This window comes from Rhizobium sp. BK491 (assembly GCF_014194925.1).
Classification (GTDB): Bacteria; Pseudomonadota; Alphaproteobacteria; order Rhizobiales; family Rhizobiaceae; genus Rhizobium.
Genome location: NZ_JACIAR010000001.1, coordinates 1360957 through 1387306 on the forward strand (window position 1 = coordinate 1360957; position 26350 = coordinate 1387306).

Sequence of the window (26350 nt, forward strand, 5' to 3'; positions counted from 1 at the left end):
TGCTGCGCCGAACGCGCAGGAAAAGTCGGCAGGAGACCGTGGAGAAAGGCGAGAAAGGGCGCGCGACAGCAAGACGTGCCGCGCGCCATGACCATTATTCGCCGAGGCGGCTCTTCAGACCGTTGATGATGTGGTTCGCCAGGGCTTCGTAATCGTCATCGAAATGATGGCCGCCATCCATGGCGATGACTTCCGCACCCGTGCCCTTCAGCAGCGGGCAGGCGACATCCTCGTCATCGTCCTTGCCGTAGACGCATTGCACCATCTTTGGATTGATCGATTTGAGGTCGTTGACGGGATCGCCGCCCTTGCCCGCGCTCGAAGCCCCGAGCCAGCCCATGACCGAAATCACATAATCGACCTTCTGCGACAGGGATAGCAGCGACATCTGGACGATTTTGTCCTTTTCGGCCTGAGGCAGGCGATTATAGCTCGCCGGCAGCACATCGGCGCCAAAGGAATAACCGACCAGCACCACATGCTTGACCTTGAAGCGCTTGGTGTAGAAGTCGATGATCCGGCCGAGATCGTTGGCCGTCTGCTGTGGATCCTTCTCGGTCCAGAAATAATGCAGTGTATCGACGCCCACGACCGGGATTCCCTGGTCCTGCAGGTAGCTGCCGACTTCCTTGTCGATGTCGCGCCAGCCACCATCACCCGAATAGACGATTGCGAGCGTGTCCTCCGTCGGCGTCGTCTCCATGATGTCAAGGGGCAATCCAAGCGGCGACTTCGAGCTGTCGATCGTCTTCATCAGATCGGCGAGCGAAGCCTCCAGCGTCGCATAGGTATCGGCATTGTCGGAATCCGTAGTCTGGACTTCGGGGTGGTCCTTCTGGATGTCTGCAACGTGGTCGCGGCCATCCTTCGGCGCATTCGCCGTGAAGGTCACGAGAATAGGATTGGGCAGCGCGCCTTCCTGCAGACCGAAGGACACCATATCGCCGTCAGTCTTCTTCTCGGCCGGCGTGCAGAGTTCCTGCTTCAGGCCGATACCGGCAGTCGGGTCGACCGCCAGCGTACCGGCAACGGTCGCATCCGGGGTCTGGGCCGCGATCGTCAGCGCCATGGCGCCACCGGCGCCGACACCGGCGATAACAGGCAATTGATAGGTGCTGTCGGCAAAGGAGCGCTGCACCTGCTGGCTGAGCGATTCCAGATCCGAGACGATATAGATGCAGCCGTCATTCTTGCTGACGTCATAATTGTTGAGCGCGGCCAGAAAGGACGGATAGTCGATGCCGATGACGAGCGAGCCATTGGCGACGAGCTTGTCGGCAACAGCCTTCTCCTTGTCGCCCCAGCCGGCGAGATCGGAAATTAGGACAACTTCGTTCGAAACCTTGCCGTGCGGTCGCATGATATGCGGCGCCGGGATCATGCCCAGATCATATTTTGTATCGTCGGCTTCAGCCCGTGCTTGGCCCGACATCAGCAGGCCCGTCGACAGCACGCATGCGAAAGCCAATGACATTGCGTATTTCAAGATCATTTCCTCACGACCCCCTTAAGTCCGCCCCCGATGAGGAATGTGGCATCCATCAACGCGATCATTGGACTAACCCCTCCCGAAACAGCCAGGTAGCGCGGCTGCCATTCGGGATGGAATTTTGATTTGAAGGCACGAAGCCCTTTGAAATTGTAGAAGCGCTCGCCGTGCTCGAAGACAGTTCCCCCGACCCTGTCCCAAACCGGCGCCGATTCCCGTCTCGACATGCCCGACAGCGGCGCCATGCCAAGGTTGAAACGCTGAAATCCCTCACCCTTGAGGTATTCGAGGATCTGCACGAACAGAAAATCCATCGAACCCTTCGGGGCATCAGGGGAAAAACGCATCAGGTCGACGGATCCCTCCTCCTTGGTCTCCGTCATCAGAATATTCGCAAAAGCGACGATCTTACCATCCTTTTTCAACACGCCGACCGGCTGCGAGCAGACATAATCCGGATCGAACGCGCCGAGCGAGAAACTCTTTTCCTTGGCATTGTGATCGGCAAGCCATGTATCGGAGACATGCGCGAGCTGATCCAGCACATCGGGTATATCTTGAGGTTCGATAACGGCAAATTCTAGTCCATCGCGCACCGCGCGGCTCGCCGTCTGCCTGAGATTGGCCCATTTGCCGCCCTTGAGCTCGAAATTGGCAAGATTGACCACGGCAAGCTCGCCGAGCTTGAATGCCCGCAGGCCTGCATCGGCGCAGTAGGAGAGAAGCGCCGGCGAGATCTGGTAGAAGACCGAGCGGCAACCGGCAGCGCGCGCCGTCTCGACGAAGCGCCAAATCAGATCGGGCAGCGCCTGGCGCGGGCCGACCGGATCGAACAGGGCGATCCATGAGCGACCCTGCTTGCCATACATGATGAAGGCATCGCCTTTTTCCGAGAACATGATGCTCTTGTCGCCCATGCGTACCAGATTGGCATCGGCAACGCCCTGCTTGCGCACGATTTCCACGGCGCGCGCCACCGCATCGTCGCTGACAGGCTCCGGCCGCTTCGTTGCCGGACGCAACAGGCTGAAGATCGCGATCGCCGAGGACACGATGGAAATGCCGAGCGCCGCACGAAGCCCGCGCGGCGCCTCATCGGCAAATTCGAACTGCCACCAAAGCTCGTTGCTGTATCCGACATCGCGATAGACGAAGAACAGCACGACGATGGCGCCGATGCAGACGACCGCGATGGCCGTGAGCCAACCGGCCGTCAGCGTCTGGTTAAGCAGCGAGGCCGGTCGCTTGAACAGGCGACGGCTGACGACAAGGCTAAAGACGAAGAAGGCCAGCAGACCGGCTTCGACGATGGCGATGGCCTTCAGCAGCGAGAAGAACAGGGCGAACAGCGCGGAGAAGGTCGAAACCCACCAGGCCCCGTCGAGACGCTGGCTCAAGCCGCGCGCGGCCACGATGATCGCCAGCCCCAGAAGGCTTGAGAGGAAATGGGCGCTTTCGACCAAGGACAGCGGCAGATAGTCCGATAGCACGATCAGGTTATGATCCGGCGTCGGCGTCACGCTCGAAAAGACCAGCATCATGCCAAGCAGCAGCGCAAAAGCCGACAATAGCTGCGGCATCAGGCGTGCGCCGATGCGGCGCATGCTCGAAGCCACCGGATGATCGACGAAACGGCGCAGCTCCGCGACCGAGATCGCGGCAATGGCGATGACGAGCGGAATGACATTGTAGATGACGCGATAGAGGACCAGAGAGCTCAGAACGGCATCTTCATTCACGGAACTGCCGAGCCAGGCGATGATGATCGTCTCGAACACGCCGAAGCCGGCCGGAACGTGGCTGAGCACGCCAAGCCCGACGGCGATCGCGTAAATCGCGAAGAAGCCCGGCCATCCGATGGAGGTTTCCGGCAACAGCACATAGAGCACGGAGGCCGAGGCTGCGATATCGAATGCAGTGACCAGAAACTGCCGCGACCAGGTGCGCGAATCCGGCAGACGCACGGCAACCGGGCCGATACGCACTTCGCGGCCATTGCGGCCGGCATAGACTACGAAAGCAAGCGCCGCGAGAATGGCGATAGCGATCAGCCGCAGCCACAAGCCATCGACGCTGATCAGCGGACCGATCTCGTCGGCGATGACCAGAAGTGCCATGGCGCCGACAGACGCCAGACCCAGACCGAAGGCGAGCGTAACGAAAGCGATGACGCGGGTGATGTCGTCAGGCGACAGCCCGAGCCGGGTATATGCGCGGTAACGGATCGCGCCGGCGCTGAGCGCACCGAAGCCGGCGGTATTGCCGACCGCATAGGCGCTGAAGGAGGTCAGCGCGACATGCGGAAACGGCAGCCGCTTGCCGATATATTCCAGCGCATTCTGGTCATAGAAGATCAGGGAGGCGAAGCTTAGACCGGTAAACAGCAGTGCCAGCAGCACCGAGGAGATCTTCGTCGTCGTCAGGGCGTGGACGACGTCGTCATAGCGCACCTCGGTCGTCAGGTCGTAGATCGCATAGGCGGCGATGCAGAAGACGGCGACTGTGAGAACGGCGACAATCAGCGCGCGATAGCGGTTCAACAGACCGACGATGCCGCCACGCTCTTCCAATTCCTCATCGGCATTTTCCAGATCGATTGGGCTCGACATGCTCTACCTGTTTATAGTGATCTTCGCCGGTTCCGACTGTCCGGATATTCAATAACATCGACGACGCGTCTTCGAGTTGCCGTATACACTTCTTTCGACAAGCCCATTGTGACGCGCGCTCCATCGTTCTGAATTTAGGCAATTTTGGCGCAGGCCCCGTCCCGCCAGCAATGAATCTCTTATTATTTAAAGGATTTTGTCATTCACCCGGCTTTTGGGCTTATCCACACACAAAAGTGATATTCCCATCCCATCCTGAGCGCCCCCACCGCCAATACCGCCCTTCTTCCGATTGTCCGAAGCCTACTACAACGTGAGATGGATATCCATCGCACGGCATCAACCGCTCTCCCCGGTAGCAGAATCCGGAAACAGATAGGCCCGGCGTCGAAATCGGCACCGGGCCACTGACCGACAGCCAGGAAAGGGATCGAGACGATAGTGACCGGCGATACGGGTTTGCCGGAGCTCAGCGATCCGGCGCCTCCGCCGGCTCGCCGCGCATCTCGCTGAGAAAGAACCCTTCGCGCAGATTGATCCCGTATTCGACGAAGGCTTTCATGCAGCAAAGCATCTGCGTCCAGCCCTCGCAGTTCAGATAGGTGCCGCGACGGCCGGCCTCGTCCTCGCGCCAGCCGCTTTCTTCGATGATGACAAGCGTGCCGCCATCCTCGCCGATGCCGCCGTCCCAGTGAAAGACGATGCGCTTGTTGGCCTCCACCTCATTGACCTCGACGGGGGCGTTCTTCCACCAGATGGCGGTCCCGCCACCAGGGGCGCGCTCGCGCCGCTCCATCCTCGATCAGCTGAAGAACGATCTAGAGAGCTAAAATAGACGGTTGGGTTCGGAGAAAGCCGGATTACGCTGCGCTGGCGCGGCCCAACAGACGTTTCAGCCTGTCGCTCGTCCCGTCCTCTTCGAGCGGTGTATAAACGACCAGCTTCATGTCGGCACGGTCCATGACGGCAAGCGCGGTATATTCGAATGTCATCACGCCGCCTTCCGGATGGCGCAGACGCTTGTGACCCGTCAGCGGCCGCAGCACATCCTGCCTCGGCCACCAGGCGCGAAATTCGGGGCTCGCCTGCATCAAGGCAGCGATCAGCCGTTCGAAATCAGGATCGCCGGCGTAACGGGCACTGTCGACGCGAAACATCGCCAGCGAATTCGCCGCCACGATCTCCCAATCGACAAGAAGCTGCCGGTGGGAGGGGTCCGTAAACACCCGATGGACGCTGTTGCGCGCGTCCCCCTGCAGCAGGGCATAATCACCGAAAACTGCAACAGCCGCGGCATTCCAGGCCAGCACATCCCAGCGGCGGCCGAGAACATAGGCCGGCTGACCGGCAAGGCTTGCAAGCATGCGCATTAGCGCATCCGGCACTTCCTCAGGCCCGCGCGACGGGGTGTCAACAGATGGCCGATCACTCAGTGTAAAGAGATGCCGCCGCTCGACCGGATCGAGCCGCAGCGCGTCGGCCAGCGCCGATAGAACCTCTGCGGAGGGACGAACGTCCCGCCCCTGTTCCAGCCAAGTGTACCAGGTGGTGCCGACACCGGCGAGCAGCGCCACTTCCTCGCGCCTGAGCCCCGGCGTGCGCCGCCGGAACCCTTCCGGAAGCCCGACGCTGCCGGGCGTCAGCTTTTCCCGGCGGGAGCGCAGAAAGGCGCCGAACTCGCGACGTCTGGCTTCGAGAATGGTCTGGCTCTGGTTGATGGTCATGCCCTATCATAGCAGGATCAATACTAGGATAAAGTCAGAACTGTTTGCCGCGTCTGTAAGCTGCCACATATCATCATGCAGACAACGAGAAGGCGGTTGCTATGAATATGAGCGGCAAGACAGTTCTGATTACAGGCTCGACGGATGGTGTCGGGCGCAGGGTTGCGGAACGACTGGCAGCGGCAGGTGCTAGGCTGATCGTTCACGGCCGTGACAAGACCCGCGCGGAAGAACTGGTCTCCCGCATTCAGGACAAGGGCGGCAAAGCGACCTATTACCTCGCCGACCTTTCCTCACTGGAAGAGGTCCGCACTCTGGCCGACGCCATCCAGCGCGACTACGATCGCCTCGATGTTCTGATCAACAATGCCGGCATCGGCACCAGTGGCGGCGGCACAGGGCGCCAGGTAAGCCGAGACGGATACGAGCTGCGCTTCGCGGTGAATTATCTTGCCGGCTTCCTGCTGACGCGCCGGCTCCTGCCTCTGTTGAAGGCAAGCACTCCCGCCCGCATCGTCAATGTATCTTCCGTCGGCCAGCAGGCCATCGACTTCTCCGATGTCATGTTGACGCACGGCTATAGCGGCGTGCGCGCCTATTGCCAGAGCAAACTGGCGCAGATCATGTTCACCTTCGATCTCGCCGAAGAGCTTGCCGACTCCGGCGTCACCGCCAACTGCCTGCACCCGGCGACCTATATGGACACGACCATGGTGCGCCAGGCAGGCGTTGCGCCGCTAAGCACGGTCGAGCAAGGGGCCGATGCCATCCTCAATCTGGCCGCCGGCACCGCTCTGGAAGGACACACCGGCCTCTATTACGACGGACTGCGCCCATCGCGCGCCTCTGCCCAAGCCTATGACGCAACTGCGCGCAGCAACCTGCGAACACTCAGCCAAAGCCTTACCGGCCTGGTCTGAGACCTTATTCCTTGCCTCTCCCCAGCCTCTAGAAAGGAGACATCCATGTGGTCTCAACACGTCGCTATTGTCGGCGGCTCCTCCGGTATCGGTCTTGCGACTGCCGCCCATCTTCTCGAAAAAGGCTATCGCGTCACGATCACTGGCCGCGATAAGGCGAAACTCCAGGACGCCGCACAAAGCCTGAACGGCGATTTCACTGCCGTCGCCATTGACGCCGCCGACCTTGCGGGCCTTGCGGAAGCCTTTGAGGCAATCGGCCCTCTCGATCATCTCGTCCTGGCATTGGGCGGCGGCAATGGCGCCGGACCTTTCGCCACGGTCGATCTTGCCGACGTCAGGAAAGGTTTCGAGCAGAAGACGATGGCGCATTTCGCCTGTGCCCAGGCCTGCCTACCCTATCTGTCGAAGCAAGGCAGCATCACCTTCGTCTCGGCCGTATCGGCACAGGCGGCGATGCCCGGAACCGCAGGGCTCGGAGCCATCAATGCCGCCATTGCCGCCTTGGCGCCGATTCTCGCCGTCGAGCTCAAGCCGATCCGGGTGAACTGCGTTTCACCGGGAGTTGTCGACACCCCCTGGTGGGACTTCCTGAGCGCAGATCAGAAAGAGCCGACATTTGCCGGCTTCGCAGCGCGCACACCCGTCGGTCGTGTCGGCCAGCCCAAAGAAATAGCCGAAGCCATCGCCTTCCTGATCGGCAACGGCTTTACGAGCGGCCACACGCTGATTTGTGACGGCGGCATCCGCCTCGGTCAATAATCTCCAGCCATCGCCAGCCGGCAGCGGCGATGGCGTCCTCAGCTGTTTTGAACGCCCGCCCGCAAATGCGTGAGGATTTCGATCAGCTTGAGCGCCATATCGCGGATTTCGACCAGATGGATCAAACTGAGCCGCTGAAGAACCTTCGAAGCGGGGCGCGGCTGAAGGGCGGTCGCGCGCCTGGTGGACTTGATTGCCCGCTAAGATCTGCCGCGGCTGGGCAGCGCGAGCAGTCGCACCGAACTTGAACGCGGTGTCTATCTGCGGACGAAAGTTGCCAGCGCGGCGATGGAACTGCGCGGCGCTTTCCTTGGCAATCGTCCGGAAAATTGAAGAGCGATCCACGACGACCGATGGATGTTTACGATCCTGGGTGCCTACAAACGTAGGTGGGCACCGTGTGTCCAGGCCCACGGGCCTGGTCAGGGACAGCTCCCTTTGGATCGAGTATGGCCCCAGGGATTGTGGTTCCTGTCGGGAAGCGCAGACCGCCTGAACTATATAGAGCGAATTGTGCCGCTGCACCAGAGGGCCGCATCGGGCATCCGCAGAAATAACTCAAAGCATATCGCGCAAAAGTGAGCAGCGGTTTTGCGCGACATGCGTAAAATCGAATCTAAAGCGAGAGAAGCGAGGCTGAAAGCTCGCGATGCGCTTTAGACCTGCTCGATGCCCGGCCGCTCCAGGAGCTTCTCGGTGATGCCGTGGATGCGTGTCGTCACCTCGTCGATCACACTGGCGAGCGTTTCCTCCGCGCGGGCATTGGCAGCGAGCGTCGTATCACGATTGCTGGTCAGGGACTCCAGTTCGGCTTCCAGCGCGGAGACCCGTCGCGTCAATTCCGATACCTCGTCCATGATCATGATCCCGGCCATGACAGTCAGCCTGAGATCGCCGATTTCACCGAACTGGCTCTTCAAATGCAGGACATAGCGGTCGAAGCGATTGGCAAGATCCGTCAGATGGTCTTCCTGCCCCTCTTCGCAGGCCATCCGGTAGGCTTTGCCGTCGATCGTTACCGTTACTTGCGCCATTCGACTTTCCGATCACTGCCGCTCCGGCACGGCTGCCTCCCGAGGGATCAGCGGTCCAGCACGGCTCTTATGGTTTCCATCGCCGTAACCAGCCGGCGCGACACTTCACGATTGACTTCTTCGAGCCGGTTCGCCCGGAACTCGGCCTGATCCAATTCCTGGGCAAGGCGCGACCGGTCGGCGTGAACCCTGCGGACCTCGCCTTCTATATCGCTCTGCGCCCGTTCCCGCTCGAACCGTCCGTCGACGGCACTCTCCAAAGTCGAAAGCGCCTGGCGTAACTGGGCGAGCGCCGCGTCCACCGTTTTGCCTGAAGGTGTCATACCCTTCGCTTCTCCGCGCAAGGCCCGAATCAAAACATCCGGCCACTTGTCTGATTTCGCAACAATATTCAACTCGGCAACAGCACGTCAATAAAGGCTGTCATGTGGCAGGGCCCCTATTCTGTGGATGAATGCCGCCTTTGCCGTCTGCACAGGCCTTGTCGCATGATTGTCGTCTTTTGTAAAAGTGAACGGGCAAATGTTAAAAAATTGCCGCAAGGGAGTCGGATTGAGCCCTCGATTTGTTGACTTGCTCGCCCTAACTGCTATGTCTCGACCGCCTGAGGCGACGTTGGAAATGGCGTTCGGAAGAGCGCCTCACTTCACCCGCCTTTAACCGATGGCCTCCCTCCCAAGCGTGCGGCCATCCCCCGAACCCGGAACACTGCGGAAAAACCCATGAACTCTCGCGAACAACACGACCGGATGGCAAATGCGATCCGTTTCCTTGCCATGGATGCTGTCGAGAAGGCCAATTCCGGTCACCCCGGTTTGCCGATGGGGATGGCTGATGTCGCCACCGTTCTCTTTAGCAAATATCTGCGCTTCGACCCGAAGAACCCGCTTTGGCCGGATCGTGACCGTTTCGTTCTGTCGGCTGGCCACGGCTCGATGCTGCTTTATTCGGTTCTCTACCTCACCGGCTATCCGGACATGACGGTCGATGAGCTCACACGCTTCCGCCAGCTCGGCTCCAAGACCGCCGGCCATCCGGAATATGGTCACGCCACCGGCATCGAAACCACCACCGGCCCGCTCGGCCAGGGCATTGCCAACGCTGTCGGCATGGCGATCGCCGAGCGCAAGCTGCGCGAAGAGTTCGGCGCCGAGCTTCAGGATCACTACACCTACGCCATGTGCGGCGACGGCTGCCTGATGGAAGGTATCAGCCATGAAGCGATCGCGCTGGCCGGCCACCTCAAGCTCAACAAGCTGATCCTGTTCTGGGACAACAACTCCATCACCATCGACGGCGCCGTCTCGCTTTCGGACTCGACCGACCAGATCATGCGCTTTAAGGCCGTTCACTGGAATACGATCGAAGTCGACGGCCACGACCAGGCCGCCATCAGCGCCGCCATCGAAGCCGCACACAAGTCCGACCGCCCGACGCTGATCGCCTGCAAGACGATCATCGGCTTCGGCGCTCCGAACAAGCAGGGCACCCACAAGGTCCACGGCTCGCCGCTCGGCGCCGAGGAAATCGCCGCGACCCGCGTTGCGCTCAACTGGCCTTATGAGCCCTTCGTCATTCCGAACGACATCCTCGGCGAATGGCGCGCTGCCGGCGAACGCTCCGTCGGCACCCGTGAAGCCTGGGAAGGCCGCCTCGCTGCCGCCGACCCGGCCAAGAAGGCAGAGTTCACCCGCCGCTTCGATCACAAGCTGCCTGCCGGCTTCGACGCCGCCATCAGCGACTACAAGAAGAAGCTCGCGGAAACCAAGCCGACACTCGCAACCCGCAAGGCATCGGAAGATGCGCTGGAAATCATCAACGGCTTCATTCCGGAAACGCTCGGCGGCTCCGCCGACCTGACGCCGTCGAACAATACCAAGACCAGCCAGATGAAGTCGATCACCCCGACCGATTTCTCCGGCCGCTACATGCACTGGGGCATCCGCGAACACGGCATGGCTGCTGCCATGAACGGCATCGCGCTCCACGGCGGTCTCATCCCCTATAGCGGCGGCTTCCTGATCTTCTCGGATTATTGCCGTCCGCCGCTGCGCCTCGCCGCTCTGATGGGCATCCGCGCCATCCACGTCCTGACGCATGATTCCATCGGCGTCGGCGAAGACGGCCCGACCCACCAGCCGGTCGAGCAGGTCGCCAGCCTGCGCGCTATCCCGAACTTCCAGCTCTTCCGCCCGGCAGACGCAACGGAAACGGCCGAATGCTGGCAAATCGCCATCAAGACGACCAACCGTCCGTCCGGCCTTGCTCTGACCCGTCAGAACCTGCTGGCCGCCCGTACCGAGTACAGCGAAAAGAACCTCTGCGAACTCGGCGCCTACACCTTGGCCGGCAATGCCGATGCCAAGGTGACGATCTTCGCTTCGGGCTCCGAAGTTGAGCTCGCCGTTGCTGCCCGCGCGGTCCTGGAAGGCAAGGGCGTTTCCACGCGCGTCGTTTCCGTTCCCTGCACCGAACTCTTCTTCGAGCAGCCGGACGCCTACCGCAAGGAAGTCATCGGCAATTCGCCGGTCAAGGTTGCCGTCGAAGCCGGCGTTCGCGAAGGCTGGGATGCCTTCATCGGGCCGGAAGGCGCCTTTATCGGCATGAAGAGCTTTGGCGCTTCGGCTCCGTACAAGGACGTCTACAAGCACTTCGGCATCACCACCGAGGCTGTTGTCGCCGCCGCTGAGGCAAAGCTTTCCTGAGGGCGCTGACAAGCGCTCTCAAATCCAATAGATAAACACCCTGAATGAAAGGGAGTGACATTCATGACTGTAAAAGTAGCCATCAACGGCTTTGGCCGCATCGGCCGTAACGTCCTGCGTGCAATCGTCGAATCCGGCCGTACCGACATCGAGGTCGTTGCCATCAACGACCTCGGCCCGGTCGAGACCAATGCTCACCTGCTGCGTTACGATTCCATCCACGGCAGATTCCCCGCCGAAGTGAAGGTCGAAGGCGACTCGATCATCGTGGGCGGCGGCAAGCCGATCAAGGTCACGGCGATCAAGGACCCGGCAACCCTGCCGCACCGCGATCTCGGCGTCGACATCGCCATGGAATGCACGGGCATCTTCACCGCTCGTGACAAGGCTGCCGCTCACCTGACGGCCGGTGCCAAGCGCGTCATCGTTTCGGCTCCTGCCGACGGTGCCGACCTGACAGTCGTTTTCGGCGTCAACCATGACCAGCTCACCAAGGAGCACCTGGTCATCTCCAACGCATCCTGCACCACGAACTGCCTGGTGCCGGTGGTCAAGGTTCTCGACGACGCCGTCGGCATCGACCATGGCTTCATGACGACGATCCACTCCTACACCGGTGACCAGCCGACGCTCGACACCATGCACAAGGACCTGTACCGCGCCCGCGCCGCAGCCCTGTCCATGATCCCGACCTCGACGGGCGCCGCAAAGGCTGTCGGTCTCGTTCTGCCGCACCTCAAGGGCAAGCTCGACGGCACGTCGATCCGCGTTCCCACGCCGAACGTCTCGGTCGTCGACTTCAAGTTCGTGGCCAAGAAGGCAACGACGGTCGGCGAAATCAACGAAGCCATCAAGGCTGCATCGAACGGCAAGCTGAAGGGCATCCTCGGCTACACCGACGAGCCGCTGGTTTCCCGCGACTTCAACCATGACAGCCACTCGTCGATCTTCGCGACCGACCAGACCAAGGTCATGGAAGGGAACTTCGTGCGCGTCCTGTCCTGGTACGACAACGAGTGGGGCTTCTCCAGCCGCATGTCTGACACGGCCGTTGCCTTCGCAAAGCTGATCTGACCATGGCCTTCCGCCCGCTCCTTCCGACGACAGTCCGCTGGCGTCCCATGGAAGGAGACGGGCTGGAGCACCTCACGATCGCTCCTATCGACAATGCCGGCGCTGCGGTTATCCGCGCCGCCGGCATTATTATTGGTGGCCGCGGCGGCACGCCCTACGGCGTCTCCTACCGTATCGATTGCTCCGCCGGCTGGGCCGTTCTTTCCTTCTCGGTCGAAACCACCGACGGATGCCGTCTCGCGCTGATCTCTGACGGCAAGGGACATTGGCGTACCGAGGATGGCGTGGCCCTGCCGCAGTTCGACGGCTGCATCGATATCGATCTCCACGGCTCGCCCTTCACCAACAGCCTGCCGATCCGCCGGCTGGAGATGACACCGCAAGACGGAACCGCCAAGCTCTCCATGCTCTATATCCCGTTCGACACCTTCGAGCCGGTGCGCGACGGCCAACATTACACCTGCATCGTGCCAGGGAAACTTTATCGCTATGCCGCCGAAGACAGGGATTTCACCGTCGATCTTCCGGTCGACGAAGATGGGCTGGTAATCGATTATCCGATCTATTTCAGGCGCGTCACCGTCTGAGCGCCTGCTAATGTGCGCTCGTGCATCCTCTTAAAAACATTTCGATTTTTCATCCCCCTGCCCTGCTATGGTCCAGATTTACCAGTAAATTTTGAATCAGGACGTCTTCCAGGCTATTTCACGCCGCTTTGCCGTTCTGGCAAGGCGCATCACACTATGACGATATGGTCGTCGGAAAGAGTTTCATTGTCTGAACTCTGCTCCGAACGATTTCCGTGTTTGCCAATTTGCCAGGCGCGGCGGCATGATGGACACTGGGGGTTTCCGGCATTCGGGGCTTTGGCCCTAGCAGCGGCGCACGGAAAGGGGAAAAGGTGGAGGCATTTTACATCATCGTGCTCATCAGCACGGTTCTCATACTCATTGCAGCCTTCTCCAGCCTCCTCGCCTTCCGTTTCGGCGCGCCTTTGCTGCTGCTCTTCCTGATGATCGGCCTTGCCGCCGGGACGGACGGGCTCGGCATCGAATTCTCCAACAATTATCTCGCCTATATCCTCGGCTCCCTGGCGCTTGCGATCATTCTTTTCGATTCCGGCTATGGCACGCCGATCCAGGCCTTCAAGCTTGCTGCGGCACCCGCGCTAACAATCGCTTCCGTCGGCGTCATCGTGACGGCCGCATTGTTTGGCCTCGCGGCCACCTGGCTGCTCGGCTTCACCTGGCTGCAGGGTCTTCTGCTCGGCTCCATCGTCGCCTCGACGGATGCGGCGGCAGTCTTCTTCCTGCTGCGCATCGGCGGCATCAATATCCGTGACAAGGTGCGCTCGACGCTGGAGGTCGAATCCGGCACCAACGATCCGATGGCAATCTTCCTGACACTTGCCTTGGTCGAGCTCCTGGCAAGCGGCGAAGGCTATGCCGGCATCAACCTCGCCATGCTTGCCACCTTCGTCCAGCAGATGGGGCTGGGTGTCATACTCGGCCTGCTCGGCGGCATGATGATCGTCCTCATCGTGAGCCGGCTGGAGACGGATCGCGGCCTGACGCCCATCTTCGTGCTGGCCCTGGCGCTCCTCGTCTTCTCGTTTACCGGCGCCGTCGGCGGCAGTGGCTTCCTGGCCGTCTATGTCGCAGGCATCTATGCCGGCAATCGCAAGCTGCCAGCCTCCGCCTCGATCAAGCGTTTCCAGGATGGCATGACCTGGCTGGCGCAGATCATCATGTTCCTCGTGCTCGGCCTGCTCGCCACCCCATCGGAATTTCCGGCAATCGCCATCCCTGCCGTGGCGCTGGCGCTGTTCCTGATCTTCGTTGCCCGGCCGATCGCCGTGTGGCTCTGCGTGCTGCCCTTCGACTATACGCAGCGGGAAACCGGCTTCGTTGCCTGGGTCGGTCTGCGCGGCGCCGTCTCCATTCTTCTCGCGATCATGCCGATCCTCGGCGGCCTCCAGGCGGGGCAAACCTATTTCAACGTTGCCTTCATCGTCGTGCTGGTGTCGCTGCTCGTACAGGGCTGGACCATCAAACCCATGGCGCGCCGCCTCGGCCTCATCGTTCCCCCGCGCATGGGCGCGATCGACAAGGTCGAAGTCGACCTGCCGGGCACGGTCAACCACGAACTCCTCTCCTATCGCGTCGTGAAGGACAGCCCGGTCCTGCGCGGCGAACGCATTCCGCGTTGGGCGACACCGTCGCTCATCGTTCGCGACGGCAAGTCCATGCGCTATCAATACGCCGGCCGCCTGCGCGAAAACGATATCGTCTATCTTTTCGTCTCGCCCAATTATTCGCGCCTTCTCGACCGCATCTTCGCCAGCCGCGCGCCGGTCGATCCCGAGGATGCCGAATTCTTCGGTGCCTTCTCGATATCGCCGCTGCGCCCCGCCGCCGATCTCGACGCCGCCTATGGACCAGGATTGCTGAGCGAACAAGAGAAGGGGCTGACCATAGCGGAGCTCATGCGCCATCGCCTCGGTGGCAAGGCCGACTATGCGGATCGCGTACGCCTCGGCGAGATTATCCTCATCGTCCGCGATCTCGACGAGAACGATCACATCCAATCCGTCGGAATGTCGCTCGAGGCGGTGGAACCGCCCGTCATCATGCCGATCTTCATCAATCTCCATGATATTTTGAAGAGCATCCGGGCTTATCTGCAGAAGCGCCGCGAGCGCGTGAATGAAGCTATTTCCGACGAATCGACACCGGGTAAAAACGACGCCTGAGTGCCTTGAGCAGTTCCCGGAAAAATGCATGACGGCTTTCCGTCCGGAATTGCCGAAAACCAGGAAAATAGAACCGTTCGGCGATCCCATGAAACGCCGAACGGTTCTTGCGTCTCCGATCATCCGTAGTATGGTCGGCGCGCTTTTCGCCACCAACAATATCGGATCCTTCCCATGGCAGCCTTCAAAACTCTCGACGATCTCACCGACATCTCCGGCAAGCGCGTACTGGTGCGCGTCGACCTCAACGTGCCGGTCAAGGATGGCAAGGTCACCGATGCGACCCGCGTCGAGCGTGTCGCCCCGACGATTCTCGAACTGTCCGAAAAGGGCGCCAAGGTCATTCTGCTTGCCCACTTCGGCCGCCCGAAGGATGGCCCCTCCCCGGACCTTTCGCTCGGTCTTATCGTCCCGACGGTCGAAGAAGTTCTGGATCATGCCGTTCTCTTTGCCTCCGACTGCATCGGCACCCCAGCTGCCGACGCCGTTGCCAAGATGAACAATGGCGACATCCTGCTGCTGGAAAACACCCGCTTCCACAAGGAAGAGGAAAAGAACGACGCAGCCTTCACCAAGGCGCTCGCCGTCAATGGCGATATCTACGTCAACGACGCTTTCTCGGCTGCCCATCGCGCCCACTCTTCCACGGAAGGCCTCGCTCACCTGCTGCCGGCCTATGCGGGCCGCACGATGCAGGCAGAGCTTGAAGCCCTGGAAAAAGGCCTTGGCAATCCGGTCCGCCCGGTCGTCGCCATCGTCGGCGGCGCCAAGGTTTCCACCAAGATCGACCTTCTGATGAACCTGGTGAAGAAGGTTGATGCGCTTGTCATCGGCGGCGGCATGGCCAACACCTTCCTCGCTGCGCGCGGCACCAATGTCGGCAAATCGCTCTGCGAACACGATCTCGCCGATACCGCGAAGCAGATCATGATCGAAGCCGCAACGGCCGGCTGCGCGATCGTGCTGCCGGAAGACGGCGTCATCGCTCGCGAATTCAAGGCCGGCGCAGAAAACGAAGTCGTCGCGATCGAAGCGATCCCCGCCGATGCCATGGTACTCGATGTCGGCCCGAAATCGGTCGAAGCGATCAACAACTGGATCGGCCGCGCCACCACGCTCGTCTGGAACGGCCCGCTCGGCGCCTTCGAAATCACGCCTTTCGATGCAGCAACGGTCGCGGCAGCCAAATATGCCGCCGAATGCACCAAGACCGGCAAGCTGACCTCGGTCGCCGGCGGCGGTGACACGGTTTCGGCGCTGAACCACGCCGGCGTTGCCGACGACTTCACCTATGTCTCGACGGCGGGCGGCGCGTTCCTCGAATGGATGGAAGGCAAGGTCCTTCCCGGCGTCGCCGTTTTGCAGGCCGGCAAGTAAATCAGCCGGCAATTCGAACGAATGAAAAGCCCCGGTCGTGATGCGGCCGGGGCTTTTTGCTTTATGGCAATAACGTCCGACGTTCAGAACAGGGCAAGTTACATATGCCACAATGACAAGATCAGCTTTGCTGTGATATCGGAAAGCAAACCGTGTCAAACGGATGTTACAAAAGCGCGGCACTAGGTCCGATTATAATGAAGGGCCGAATAGAGGGGTTGCCATATGCTGGCCTGGCGCAGTTTTATCGCCGTTCTTGCTGCAGTCCTGGTCGCTCAAACAGATATTGCTCAAGCCCAACAGGTGCGTGCAGCTGTTCCTGTGTTTTCTCCGACCGGACCGGATGCGGAAGCTTACGGTGAGAAACTCGGCTATCCCGTCGGTCTGCCGCTCAGCGAACAACGCAATATGATCGGCAACTTCACCCATGCCGATCAGCTTGCGCCAACGCACACGATCGCCCCCGCCGAGCATCCGTTACAGCTCTTACGCGCCCCGTCCGAGATTTCGGTGAAGTTCACATTCGGCGCTGAGACCGCCTCCCTGTCGAAATATCTCGATACCAATCCCACCACGGGATTGCTGATTGCTCGCAACGACACGATCCTGTTCGAACATTATCAATACGGCCGCACCGATCACGACCACTTCGTCTCGCAATCACTGGCAAAGACATTGACCGGCATGATGATCGGAATTGCGATTTCCGAAGGTGCCATCCGTTCGATCAACGATACGGTTGAGACCTATGTGCCGGAGCTGAAAGGTACGGAGATGGGCGTTACGCCGATCCGCGCATTGCTGCACATGGCCTCCGGCATTGCCTTCACCGAAAACTTCGGCAACCCCGACGACAACGTTCACCTCAGCAATTCCCTGCTTGGCCCCGAAAAGCTCGACCCCATCACAGCCATATCCCGCTTCAACAAGCGGGTGGCGCCTCCCGATACGGTCTGGCACTACAGCAATCTCGATACCGAAGGATTGAGCCTCATCCTGACCCACGCCACCCATATGAGCATGGCGGACTATCTTCAGACCCGGATATGGCAGCCGATGGGCGCCGAAGCCAGCGCGAACTGGCAGGTCGACAAAACAGGTCAGGAAGTCGGCTACTGCTGCTTCAGCGCGACGCTTCGCGACTATGCCCGCTTCGGCATGCTGCTCGCCCATGACGGAGCCTTGAACGGGCGGCAGATCATCCCGCGTCAATGGCTATTGGATGCGACGGAACCGGTAAAGCAGGGCTCGTTCCTCGCTGTCAATCACGAGACGAACCCCTGGGGCTACGGCTATCAGACCTGGCTGATGCCCGGTCCGCGCCGAACGTTCTTTCTGGACGGACGAGCCGGCCAGCGCATTCTCGTCGATCCGGCAACACATCTGGTCCTGGTGCACACTGCGGTCCGTGCCAAGCCCGGCGATGCAGGTAGTGCGGAGCTTGTCGAGCTCTGGTCCAGCGTGCTTAAGCAGTTTCAGAACAATTGACGCGATCGTCATTGCATGACGCGACTTTCCGGCTAATGCACTGCTGGTGAAGTTGTCACCGGCACAAGTTCCCGCTTCCAGCATCCGCCGAGCAACGGCTAAATCCTCGCAGATCTGCAAAAGCTCTGGGGGCCTCCATGAACACCATCGCCTATGTCACCGTCGATGTCTTCACGTCCGAACGCTTTGTCGGCAATCCACTGGCGGTCATCCCCGATGCGCGTGGCCTCAGCAGCGACGCCATGCAGAAGGTAGCGGCCGAGTTCGGTTATTCGGAAACGACCTTCGTGCTGCCGCCCGAAAACGCCGAGCACACCGCGCGCGTTCGCATCTTCACGCCGACATCAGAAATTCCCTTTGCTGGCCACCCGAATGTCGGCACCGCCTTCGTTCTCGGCCAGCAGCCGGCGATCTTCGGAAGGCCTACGGGCGACACGCTGATTTTCGAAGAGGATGCCGGCCTTGTGGAAGTGACGTTGTTGCGCAACGACGGCGTGGTCTCGGGCGCAAGCATTCGCGCGCCGGGCCGACTTTCGGTCGGCGAGACGATTGCCGACGAACTCATTGCACGCTGCGTACAGATCGACCCGCAATCGATCCGCCATACGACCCATACTCCGACCTTCGCATCCGTCGGCCTGCCTTTCGCCTTTGCCGAGCTGGACAGCCTGGAAACGCTTGGCAAAGCATGGCCGAATGCCGCCGTTTTTGCCGAAGCAGCTGTGCGGCACAAAGAGGACAAGACCGGTTTCTCGCTCTTTCTCTACGTACGCTCCGCCGAAAATCCATGGGCTATCCGCGCCCGCATGTTTGCGCCGCTCGACAATGTCACGGAAGACGCGGCGACCGGCAGCGCCTCCGCCGCAATTGGCGCCTATCTCACGTCCCTGCTGCCTACACAGGATGCAGAGGTAAAAATCACCATTGAACAGGGCGTGGAAATGGGAAGACGCAGCGTCATCGGCGTCGACGTCAAAAAATCTGCCGGTACGGTAAATGAAGTCTTGCTGTCCGGCAGCAGCGTCTTCGTCATGCGCGGAGAGATCCGGCTATAGGAAGCGACGCACGCCGGAGCTGAAGCCCCGAAACCGATCTGAAATGCCCTAAAACACCTCGTTGATAACGAGCGCCACCGTCCAGATGGCAAAGGCGAAGAGGGCGATCTTCCAGAAATCAGCCCTGCGCCTCAGGCCCGGCAGCCCCAAAGGCTTGATGATGTGCACCGCCATGGCGAGCAGGAGCAGCACCGCTATGGCTTTTGTCACGCTATTTTTCCCCATTTATGCAAGAGTGAGAGCAGCCGCGACCAAAAACCGCTGCACGCCTTTCGCGATCATGCTCTAATCGTCATACGACGGACATTTTTCCGCGCCAACAGACTGTTTCTACACGCCGATAGCGGCAATCCGGGACACAATCAATAGCGAATACAGGCAGGGCGCGATCCTGTCTTTCGGCTCCCAAACGGAGCCGCGTGAAGGTGGGGAGCATGAAAAGAAACATATTGCCGGTACTCGCTCTGCTGTTCGGCACGCTGTTCCTGTTTACCGGCAACGGCCTGCACAGCCTGCTGCTGCCTGTGCGTGGTACGGCCGAAGGCTATGCGACGACGACGCTCGGCCTGCTGGGCACGACGTGGGCGACGGGCTTCGTGCTCGGTTGCCTGACGGCGCCGAAACTGGTCCGACGTATCGGCCATGTGCGCGCCTTTTCGGGCTTCATCTCCGTCATCGCCATTATCGCGCTTCTGACCGGCATCATCGTCGACCCAATCTGGTGGGTGGCGCTGCGTGCCGTGACCGGCTTCTGCACGGCCGGCACCTCTATGATCATCGAGAGCTGGCTCAACGAACGCGCCACCAATGAAAGCCGTGGCGCGATCTTCTCGCTCTATATCGGCATCACCCTCATCGGCGCCGTCGCCGGCCAGATGATGGTGCCCTTTGCCGATGTCCATACGCCCATCCTCTTCATGGTGTGTGGCATCTGCTATTGTATCGCCATGCTGCCGACCACGCTGTCGACCGCCGCCTCGCCGCAGCCGCTGAAGGCCGTCAGCCTCGATCTGAAGGCACTCTACCGCAATTCGCCGGTTGCCTCGATCGGCATCCTACTTGTCGGCATCGCCAATGGCGCATACGGCACGCTCGGCGCCGTCTTCGGCGCTAAGGCCGGCCTTTCCCAAAGCGATATCGCGCTGATGATGAGTTCGACCATCTTTGCCGGCGCCGTCATGCAGCTGCCGGCCGGCCGCCTGTCCGATCGCATCGACCGCCGCTATGTGCTCGCAGGCATGGCTGCGATCGCAGCCCTCGACGGCCTGCTGCTCTTTCTGTTGAAGCCGGGCAGCCCGGCTTTCCTCATCAGCATGGTCGTCATCTATGGCGCCGTCGCCAACACGCTCTATCCGATCGCCGTCGCCCATGCCAACGACTTCGCCGCGCCGGAGGATTTCGTCAAGGTTTCGGGCGGCCTGCTGCTGCTCTACGGCATCGGCACGATCATCGGCCCGACGTTGAGCGGCCCGGTCATGTCCTCCATCGGCCCCTATTCATTGTTCTTCGTCACGGCCATCGCCCACGTGCTGATTACCTCCTATTCGATCTTCCGCAGCCGCATGCGCGCCGCAAAGCCGGCAGGCGATCGCGATGCCTATACGACCATGCCGTCGGCCAACGCGCAGATGATCACGCCGGAGAGTATGTCGCTCGCGCGGAGCGAGACTTCAAAAAAGGACGATATAACTGTAAATTACGGCACTTGATCCCTCTTGAAGGGAAGGAGGAGCCGAAATGAGCGTATTCGATGATGATCGTCCCAAGCAGCCGTCCGCCCACGAGATCGGCAGCGACCTGTCGTTACTATCGGTCGATGAGCTGAAAAGCCGCGTTGCATTGCTTCAGGGCGAGATCGCCCGGCTGGAAGAGGAAATCGCCACCAAGACCTCCGGCCGCAAGGCGGCGGATAGCCTTTTCCGCTTCTGAGACATCGTTCCAAGGTGCATCGCCGCAGCACAAAATTTGGGCGGCGCAGTCCTGGATCAAGACATGGTCAACTGAATATTAAGCTTTACGACATATTACTAGGACCATCCAGATTCGCTCTGGACTCAGACAGTTCCTCCACTTGGCGAATTGGTCTGATTTTTCTCCCTGTTTTACCTTGAGAGCCGCTTTTGCGGCTCTTCTTTTTTGTCCTGTATCACGGACCTTGCCGAAACTGTGGAGATTAACCCTTTCTTAAGAATCGCCTTGCGAATTTCAGTTAAAACAACCATCTTAAAGTCATAAAAGCGGATGCCGAAAGCTCTTAGGGACTTGACCGGCCTTTCCTGAACAAAAGTGTTGCGTGAAGCAGGGATTTATTCAATGTCGGAACTTGGATTGAACACGATCAGCTTTGCTGGCCACGCCGCATCGTCGGCGCAGTTCAGGGCGCTCTATTCTGAAGGCATGTCGCTGGTCGAAGAAACTGCCGGCTATCTCGACGGCCAGGGCCGCGCCGCTTCCAAGGTTCTGCCGCGCATGGCCTCCGTACTCTATGCCGCCGAATCTATGCGGCTGACGACCCGTCTCATGCAGATGGCCTCCTGGCTGCTGCTCCAGCGCGCCGTCAACAATGGCGAAATGTCGCGCGATCAGGTGCTGGCCGAAAAGAACAAGGTTCGCCTCGACGGCTTCAACGTCGACCGCACGGCACCCGGCTGGAATGACCTGCCGGAATCCTTCCGCGATCTCGTCGAGCGTTCGCTGCGCCTGCAGAACCGCGTCGCCATCCTCGATCGCGAGATCTATCGTCCTACGGAAGCGGCCATCGTTCCGGACAACCAGAATAGCGTCAAGGCACAACTGACCCTGCTGCAGACCGCATTCGGCGGCAACTAAGCCCTACCATCGACTATGAATTCGAACCGGTCGCGCACTGCGCGGCCGGTTTTGTTTTGAGCAGTTATTCATCTTTCCGAAAAGCCGTGCGCGGGGAGCTAAACCGCAAGTGGCAAGCGGGCAAAGCTTGACGATCTCAGCGAAACCTTTGTAAAAAGAGAGTGCCTGCCTCTCTCAAGGGGTGGGCGAGCCGATATCGAATGTGCGTGGAGGACCCAATGCGCCGACTCACTTCTCACGAAATTCAAATCCGAAATTCTGAGAAGATGATGAACCATGCGCACATTGAATCTGGGCATCCTCGCCCATGTAGACGCGGGCAAGACTAGCCTCACGGAGCGACTCCTTTTTGATACCGGCATAATCGACAAGCTCGGCAGCGTCGACGCCGGCAGCACGCAGACAGATAGCCTCGAACTCGAAAGACAGCGCGGTATCACCATTGCCGCCGCGGTGGTCTCGTTCACCGTCGGTGACGTCACGGTGAACCTCATCGACACGCCGGGACATCCGGACTTCATTGCCGAGATCGAACGGGTGCTGCAGCTGCTCGATGCGGCCGTGGTCGTCGTATCGGCTGTCGAGGGCGTGCAATCGCAGACCCGCGTGCTCGTCAGGGCATTGCGCCGCCTCAGCATCCCTTTCATCTTCTTCATCAACAAGGTCGACCGCCTCGGCGCCCGCTATGATGAGGTGCTTCAGGATATTGCGAGCCAGCTGGCGGTTCGCCCCATTGCGATGTCGATCGTCCATGATGCCGGTAGCAGGCTCGCCACGGTGGAAACCGCCGATCTCGGAAGCGATCCGCATTTCTCGCGCGTCTGCGAAGCCCTTTCGGTCAACGACGAGCTCTTCCTGGAGGATTATGTTCTAGCTCCCGAGCGCCTGACACGGCAGAGGCTGGAGCAAGCCCTTGTCGATCAGGTGAGGAAGTCTCTGATTCATCCGGCGTTCGCCGGCGCGGCGACACGGGGCCTCGGCATCCCTACCCTGATTTCGGCGGTCCAGGCTTTGCTGCCCAGCCGTCAGCCGAACCATGACGGTCCGGTTTCCGGGACGATCTTCAAGATCGAACGCGGATGGGGTGGCGAGAAGCTCGCCTATCTCTATCTGGCGTCTGGCACGATCGGCCTTCGCGACGATATCGAAACCACGAACGGCCCGGCAAAGATCAGCAGCCTCCAGCTCTTCCGGGATGGCAAGGCGGAAAAGGTCGCGCAGATCAGCGCCGGACAGATCGCCAAGGTCGGCGGTCTTCCGAACGCCCGTATCGGCGATTGGATCGGCATCGAAAGCCGGCCAGGCACGCTTTGCCACTTCGCGCCGCCCACTTTGGAAACCCGCATCCGCCCGATGCGCCCTTCGGAAAATGCAGCGCTCTGGCTGGCTCTGGCGCAACTTGCAGAACAGGATCCGCTCATCAACCTGCGCTCCAACGAGGAAACCGGCGAGATATACGTCTCACTCTATGGCGAAGTGCAGAAGGAGGTCATCCAGGCAACGCTCTCCACGGAATTCGGCTTGGATATAGCTTTCGAGGAAAGCACCGTCGTCTATGTCGAAAGGCTGGCGGGAACGGGAAGCGCGGTTGAGCACATATTCAAGGAGCCCAATCCGTTTCTCGCAACAGTCGGCTTGCGCGTCGAGCCGCGACCGGAAGGCGCCGGCAACAGCTTTGCCCTGGAAGTAGATGTCGGCCAGATGCCCGCAAGCTTCTACCGGGCAGTCGAGGAAGCCACGTTCGAAACACTCAAGGAAGGTCTTTTCGGCTGGCAGATCATCGACTGCCATGTCGCCATGACGGCGGCTCGACAGACCTCGCCGGCGAGCACTGCGGTGGATTTCCGCAAACTGACGCCATTGGTGCTTGCATCAGCGCTTTCATCGGCACAAACGATCCTCTGCGAACCCATCGAGCATTTTCACGTCGAGATACCGGCAACGGCTTTGGCTGGTGTGCACAGCCTGCTCGCAAAATCCGGCGCATCGATGAGAAAATCGCTGATCGACGAGGGACTGGCCCGGCTGGAAGGCACGGTGGCATCATCGATGATCCAGACAATCCAAAGACAATTGCCGGGATTATCGGGCGGAGCCGGCGTCCTGGAGCACGCCTTCGATCACTATGCACCACTATCGGGTCCGCACCGTGTACGGGAGCGCGCAGCCGTAAATCCGTTCGACCGTGCGGATTACCTGCGGCGCGTGCGATGAGGAACGAGGCTCCGTATCAACGCAAAAAAGCCCGGCAAAACCGGGCTCTTTTCAAGCGGCAAATCGCAATGCGATTAGATGCCGAGACCGCCGAAGCGCTTGTTGAACTTCGAAACACGGCCGGCACGGTCCATCAGCTGCTGGTTGCCGCCGGTCCAAGCCGGATGGGACTTGGAATCGATTTCGAGGTTCATGACAGCGCCTTCAGAACCCCAGGTCGAGCGGGTTTCATATTCGGTACCGTCGGTCATGACTACCTTGATGGTGTGATAGTCGGGATGAATGTTGGCCTTCATAACAATCTTCCTGTCATGCCAGGGTCCATTTGTCGCAAGGCATTGCGGCAACCGAACCGATTGAATAAATGAAGCCGCAGTCCGTTAAAGGCCACGGCTTCCAATTAAGATGGCGTGCCTATACATGAAGGCAGCGGCGATAACAAGGGGCGAAACGCCGAGTCCCTTGCTGATATGGGGATTGGAGACGACTTGTCAGAAACTGGCCAGGCTGAGGAAAAGAAAACCCGTTCAATCCGTCCTCTCGGACGACTGACGCCATACCTCAGGCGATATCGAGGCATGGTGGCCGGGGCAATCATATCGCTCGTCATCGCTGCCGTTACCTCGCTTGCTTTGCCAGTCGCCGTCCGCCGCATGATCGATCACGGCTTCGATCAAGCCGACCGCGCTCTGATCGACAGTTATTTCGTAGCGATCATGATCATGGCGCTGCTGCTCGCGGCTGCGAGCGCGCTGCGCTATTATTTCGTCATCTCCATCGGCGAGCGCATCGTCTCCGACATGCGCCGCGAGGTCTTCGATCACGTGACGCGGCTGTCGCCCTCCTTCTTCGATGTCAATCAATCGGGCGAGATCGTCTCGCGGCTGACGGCAGATACCACGCAGATCAAGTCCGCGGTCGGCGCCACGGCCTCGGTCGCGCTGCGCAACCTGATCCTCTGTCTTGGCGCCGTGATCATGATGATCGTCACCAGCCCGAAACTCTCCAGCATCGTCCTGATCGCGATCCCGATCATCGTCCTGCCGCTGGTCAGTTTCGGCCGTTCCGTACGCAAGCGCTCGCGGGCCGCGCAGGAGACGCTGGCGCAGGCGTCGGCCTATGCCAACGAGACCATCGCGGCCAACCGCACCATCCAGGCCTATAATGGCGAGAACGCCGCCGCTCAGCGCTATGGCAGCGCCGTCGAGGATGCCTATCAGGCGGCGCGCGCGGCGATCAAATCCCGTTCGCTGCTGACGGGCTTCGCCATCGCCATGGTTTTCGGCAGCATCGTCGCGGTTCTCTGGGTCGGTGCGCAGAATGTTCTCGCCGGCACGATGTCGGCCGGCACGCTCGGCCAGTTCCTGCTCTATTCCGTCATCGCCGGCTCCTCGCTCGGCTCGCTGTCGGAAGTCTGGGGCGAGCTCTCCCAGGCCGCAGGTGCTGCCGATCGCCTGGGCGAGCTCCTTGCAGAAGTCTCACCCATTGCCGCCCCGGCCAATTCCCTGCCCTTGCCACAGCCGCCGCAGGGCCGAGTGGAATTTTCCGACGTCCATTTCTTTTACCCGTCACGACCGAACAGATCGGCACTGCATGGGCTCTCCTTCTCCGTGAAGCCGGGGGAGACGGTCGCAATCGTCGGCGCATCGGGTGCAGGCAAGAGCACCATCTTTTCGCTGCTGCTGCGCTTCTACGATCCGCAGAAGGGCCGCGTTGCCCTGGATGGTGTCGATGCACGCGACGTACTGCCGGATGCGCTGCGCGAACGCATCGCCATCGTCCCTCAGGATACGACGATCTTCGCCGCCTCCATCCATGACAATATCGCCTTCGGCCGCCCGGGCGCCTCGCGCGATGAAGTGCGAGCCGCCGCGATTGCCGCGCAGGCCGACGAGTTCATTTCGCGCCTCGAAATGGGCTATGATACGCAGGTCGGCGAGCGCGGCGTCACCCTTTCCGGCGGCCAGCGCCAACGTGTCGCCATCGCCCGCGCCATCTTGAAGAACGCGCCTATCCTGCTGCTCGATGAAGCGACCTCTGCGCTCGATGCCGAAAGCGAGACCCTTGTTCAGAAGGCGCTGGAGGGCTTGATGGAGGCGCGCACGACCCTCGTCATCGCCCATCGCCTGGCGACCGTGCTCAAGGCCGACCGCATTCTGGTGCTGGATCAGGGCCGCATCGTCGAGGAAGGTACGCACCAGAGCCTGATCCGTCACGGCGGCATCTACGCCAAGCTTGCGCGCCTGCAATTCGATGCCGGCATCGAGGACCACATGCTCGTCGCGAAATAGCGGGCAAGTCGTCTCAAATACAACCTT

21 protein-coding genes, 1 other RNA gene and 1 pseudogene are annotated in these 26350 nt (G+C 60.4%); 14 read left to right on the plus strand and 9 right to left on the minus strand.

The window, feature by feature from the left end; translation table 11 throughout:
• Positions 1 to 94: 94 nt before the first annotated feature.
• The 4 genes and pseudogenes from FHX05_RS06835 to FHX05_RS06850 form a co-directional block, all read right to left on the minus strand.
• Positions 95 to 1492, minus strand: coding sequence for an AcvB/VirJ family lysyl-phosphatidylglycerol hydrolase (locus FHX05_RS06835; RefSeq protein ID WP_112399329.1), 1398 nt, complete (start codon positions 1490 to 1492; stop codon positions 95 to 97).
• Entirely contained in the window at positions 1489 to 4098 is a 2610-nt protein-coding gene (gene mprF / locus FHX05_RS06840; RefSeq protein ID WP_183871057.1) for a bifunctional lysylphosphatidylglycerol flippase/synthetase MprF, read from the minus strand. The genes FHX05_RS06835 and mprF overlap by 4 nt, the downstream gene beginning before the upstream one ends.
• Positions 4099 to 4567: 469 nt before the next feature.
• Positions 4568 to 4887: pseudogene (locus tag FHX05_RS06845) on the minus strand (ATPase); the annotation flags it as partial.
• Positions 4888 to 4958: 71 nt separating this feature from the next.
• Entirely contained in the window at positions 4959 to 5822 is an 864-nt protein-coding gene (locus FHX05_RS06850) for a helix-turn-helix transcriptional regulator (RefSeq protein ID WP_183871058.1), read from the minus strand.
• 101 nt (positions 5823 to 5923) lie between these two features.
• Between FHX05_RS06850 and FHX05_RS06855 the strand changes: the two genes are divergently transcribed.
• Positions 5924 to 6742, plus strand: coding sequence for an SDR family NAD(P)-dependent oxidoreductase (locus FHX05_RS06855; RefSeq protein WP_183871059.1), 819 nt, complete (start codon positions 5924 to 5926; stop codon positions 6740 to 6742).
• Positions 6743 to 6787: 45 nt separating this feature from the next.
• Positions 6788 to 7504, plus strand: a complete 717-nt coding sequence (locus FHX05_RS06860) for an SDR family oxidoreductase (protein WP_183871060.1) — start codon at positions 6788 to 6790, stop codon at positions 7502 to 7504.
• Between the two features lie 334 nt (positions 7505 to 7838).
• Here FHX05_RS06860 and ssrS read toward each other — a convergent pair.
• The 3 genes from ssrS to FHX05_RS06875 form a co-directional block, all read right to left on the minus strand.
• Positions 7839 to 7997, minus strand: a non-coding RNA gene (gene ssrS, locus FHX05_RS06865) — 6S RNA.
• Between the two features lie 163 nt (positions 7998 to 8160).
• Positions 8161 to 8538: a cell division protein ZapA gene (locus tag FHX05_RS06870; RefSeq protein WP_015341017.1), complete on the minus strand. Its 378-nt coding sequence runs from the start codon at positions 8536 to 8538 to the stop codon at positions 8161 to 8163.
• A gap of 47 nt (positions 8539 to 8585) precedes the next feature.
• The gene (locus FHX05_RS06875; protein ID WP_015341018.1) at positions 8586 to 8861 is read right to left on the minus strand and encodes a DUF4164 domain-containing protein; all 276 of its coding nucleotides are present in this window, start codon (positions 8859 to 8861) and stop codon (positions 8586 to 8588) included.
• 399 nt (positions 8862 to 9260) lie between these two features.
• Between FHX05_RS06875 and tkt the strand changes: the two genes are divergently transcribed.
• From tkt to FHX05_RS06910, 7 genes are all read left to right on the plus strand, one after another.
• On the plus strand, positions 9261 to 11243 hold the full coding sequence (tkt, locus tag FHX05_RS06880; RefSeq protein WP_112609520.1) for a transketolase: 1983 nt from the start codon (positions 9261 to 9263) through the stop codon (positions 11241 to 11243).
• 63 nt (positions 11244 to 11306) lie between these two features.
• A complete protein-coding gene (gene gap / locus FHX05_RS06885) occupies positions 11307 to 12317 on the plus strand; it encodes a type I glyceraldehyde-3-phosphate dehydrogenase (RefSeq protein WP_112609522.1) in 1011 nt (336 codons plus the stop codon).
• A gap of 2 nt (positions 12318 to 12319) precedes the next feature.
• Positions 12320 to 12904: a putative glycolipid-binding domain-containing protein gene (locus tag FHX05_RS06890; RefSeq protein ID WP_183871061.1), complete on the plus strand. Its 585-nt coding sequence runs from the start codon at positions 12320 to 12322 to the stop codon at positions 12902 to 12904.
• Between the two features lie 314 nt (positions 12905 to 13218).
• The gene (locus FHX05_RS06895) at positions 13219 to 15069 is read left to right on the plus strand and encodes a potassium/proton antiporter (RefSeq protein ID WP_183714662.1); all 1851 of its coding nucleotides are present in this window, start codon (positions 13219 to 13221) and stop codon (positions 15067 to 15069) included.
• Between the two features lie 174 nt (positions 15070 to 15243).
• A complete protein-coding gene (locus tag FHX05_RS06900; RefSeq protein ID WP_183871062.1) occupies positions 15244 to 16446 on the plus strand; it encodes a phosphoglycerate kinase in 1203 nt (400 codons plus the stop codon).
• A gap of 225 nt (positions 16447 to 16671) precedes the next feature.
• The gene (locus FHX05_RS06905) at positions 16672 to 17934 is read left to right on the plus strand and encodes a serine hydrolase (protein ID WP_183871063.1); all 1263 of its coding nucleotides are present in this window, start codon (positions 16672 to 16674) and stop codon (positions 17932 to 17934) included.
• Positions 17935 to 18071: 137 nt separating this feature from the next.
• Complete coding sequence (locus FHX05_RS06910) at positions 18072 to 18989, plus strand: PhzF family phenazine biosynthesis protein (RefSeq protein ID WP_183871064.1); 918 nt, start codon at positions 18072 to 18074, stop codon at positions 18987 to 18989.
• 48 nt (positions 18990 to 19037) lie between these two features.
• On the opposite strand, the gene FHX05_RS06915 is transcribed toward FHX05_RS06910, so the two are convergent.
• Positions 19038 to 19199 (minus strand): hypothetical protein, encoded by a 162-nt coding sequence (locus FHX05_RS06915; RefSeq protein ID WP_015341025.1) that lies wholly within the window; start codon positions 19197 to 19199, stop codon positions 19038 to 19040.
• A 224-nt stretch (positions 19200 to 19423) separates the two neighbouring features.
• Between FHX05_RS06915 and FHX05_RS06920 the strand changes: the two genes are divergently transcribed.
• The 4 genes from FHX05_RS06920 (at position 19424) to FHX05_RS06935 (ending at position 24032) form a co-directional block, all read left to right on the plus strand.
• Positions 19424 to 20698, plus strand: coding sequence for an MFS transporter (locus FHX05_RS06920; protein ID WP_112335085.1), 1275 nt, complete (start codon positions 19424 to 19426; stop codon positions 20696 to 20698).
• A 28-nt stretch (positions 20699 to 20726) separates the two neighbouring features.
• Positions 20727 to 20918, plus strand: a complete 192-nt coding sequence (locus FHX05_RS06925; protein ID WP_112335086.1) for a DUF1192 domain-containing protein — start codon at positions 20727 to 20729, stop codon at positions 20916 to 20918.
• 384 nt (positions 20919 to 21302) lie between these two features.
• Complete coding sequence (locus tag FHX05_RS06930; RefSeq protein ID WP_069611865.1) at positions 21303 to 21818, plus strand: DUF1465 family protein; 516 nt, start codon at positions 21303 to 21305, stop codon at positions 21816 to 21818.
• 276 nt (positions 21819 to 22094) lie between these two features.
• Positions 22095 to 24032, plus strand: coding sequence for a TetM/TetW/TetO/TetS family tetracycline resistance ribosomal protection protein (locus tag FHX05_RS06935; protein ID WP_183871065.1), 1938 nt, complete (start codon positions 22095 to 22097; stop codon positions 24030 to 24032).
• Positions 24033 to 24106: 74 nt separating this feature from the next.
• Here the strand turns inward: FHX05_RS06935 and rpmE are convergent, their stop codons facing one another.
• On the minus strand, positions 24107 to 24328 hold the full coding sequence (gene rpmE / locus FHX05_RS06940; RefSeq protein ID WP_015341030.1) for a 50S ribosomal protein L31: 222 nt from the start codon (positions 24326 to 24328) through the stop codon (positions 24107 to 24109).
• A 192-nt stretch (positions 24329 to 24520) separates the two neighbouring features.
• Between rpmE and FHX05_RS06945 the strand changes: the two genes are divergently transcribed.
• The gene (locus FHX05_RS06945; protein ID WP_183871066.1) at positions 24521 to 26323 is read left to right on the plus strand and encodes an ABC transporter transmembrane domain-containing protein; all 1803 of its coding nucleotides are present in this window, start codon (positions 24521 to 24523) and stop codon (positions 26321 to 26323) included.
• Positions 26324 to 26350: the final 27 nt, after the last annotated feature.

Coding starts and splice junctions, on each gene's coding strand:
- FHX05_RS06835 (WP_112399329.1), bottom strand. CDS start 1,492: ATGATCTTGAAATACGCAATGTCATTGGCTTTCGCATGCGTGCTGTCG.
- mprF (WP_183871057.1), bottom strand. CDS start 4,098: ATGTCGAGCCCAATCGATCTGGAAAATGCCGATGAGGAATTGGAAGAG.
- FHX05_RS06850 (WP_183871058.1), bottom strand. CDS start 5,822: ATGACCATCAACCAGAGCCAGACCATTCTCGAAGCCAGACGTCGCGAG.
- FHX05_RS06855 (WP_183871059.1), top strand. CDS start 5,924: ATGAATATGAGCGGCAAGACAGTTCTGATTACAGGCTCGACGGATGGT.
- FHX05_RS06860 (WP_183871060.1), top strand. CDS start 6,788: ATGTGGTCTCAACACGTCGCTATTGTCGGCGGCTCCTCCGGTATCGGT.
- FHX05_RS06870 (WP_015341017.1), bottom strand. CDS start 8,538: ATGGCGCAAGTAACGGTAACGATCGACGGCAAAGCCTACCGGATGGCC.
- FHX05_RS06875 (WP_015341018.1), bottom strand. CDS start 8,861: ATGACACCTTCAGGCAAAACGGTGGACGCGGCGCTCGCCCAGTTACGC.
- tkt (WP_112609520.1), top strand. CDS start 9,261: ATGAACTCTCGCGAACAACACGACCGGATGGCAAATGCGATCCGTTTC.
- gap (WP_112609522.1), top strand. CDS start 11,307: ATGACTGTAAAAGTAGCCATCAACGGCTTTGGCCGCATCGGCCGTAAC.
- FHX05_RS06890 (WP_183871061.1), top strand. CDS start 12,320: ATGGCCTTCCGCCCGCTCCTTCCGACGACAGTCCGCTGGCGTCCCATG.
- FHX05_RS06900 (WP_183871062.1), top strand. CDS start 15,244: ATGGCAGCCTTCAAAACTCTCGACGATCTCACCGACATCTCCGGCAAG.
- FHX05_RS06905 (WP_183871063.1), top strand. CDS start 16,672: ATGCTGGCCTGGCGCAGTTTTATCGCCGTTCTTGCTGCAGTCCTGGTC.
- FHX05_RS06910 (WP_183871064.1), top strand. CDS start 18,072: ATGAACACCATCGCCTATGTCACCGTCGATGTCTTCACGTCCGAACGC.
- FHX05_RS06920 (WP_112335085.1), top strand. CDS start 19,424: ATGAAAAGAAACATATTGCCGGTACTCGCTCTGCTGTTCGGCACGCTG.
- FHX05_RS06925 (WP_112335086.1), top strand. CDS start 20,727: ATGAGCGTATTCGATGATGATCGTCCCAAGCAGCCGTCCGCCCACGAG.
- FHX05_RS06930 (WP_069611865.1), top strand. CDS start 21,303: ATGTCGGAACTTGGATTGAACACGATCAGCTTTGCTGGCCACGCCGCA.
- FHX05_RS06935 (WP_183871065.1), top strand. CDS start 22,095: ATGCGCACATTGAATCTGGGCATCCTCGCCCATGTAGACGCGGGCAAG.
- rpmE (WP_015341030.1), bottom strand. CDS start 24,328: ATGAAGGCCAACATTCATCCCGACTATCACACCATCAAGGTAGTCATG.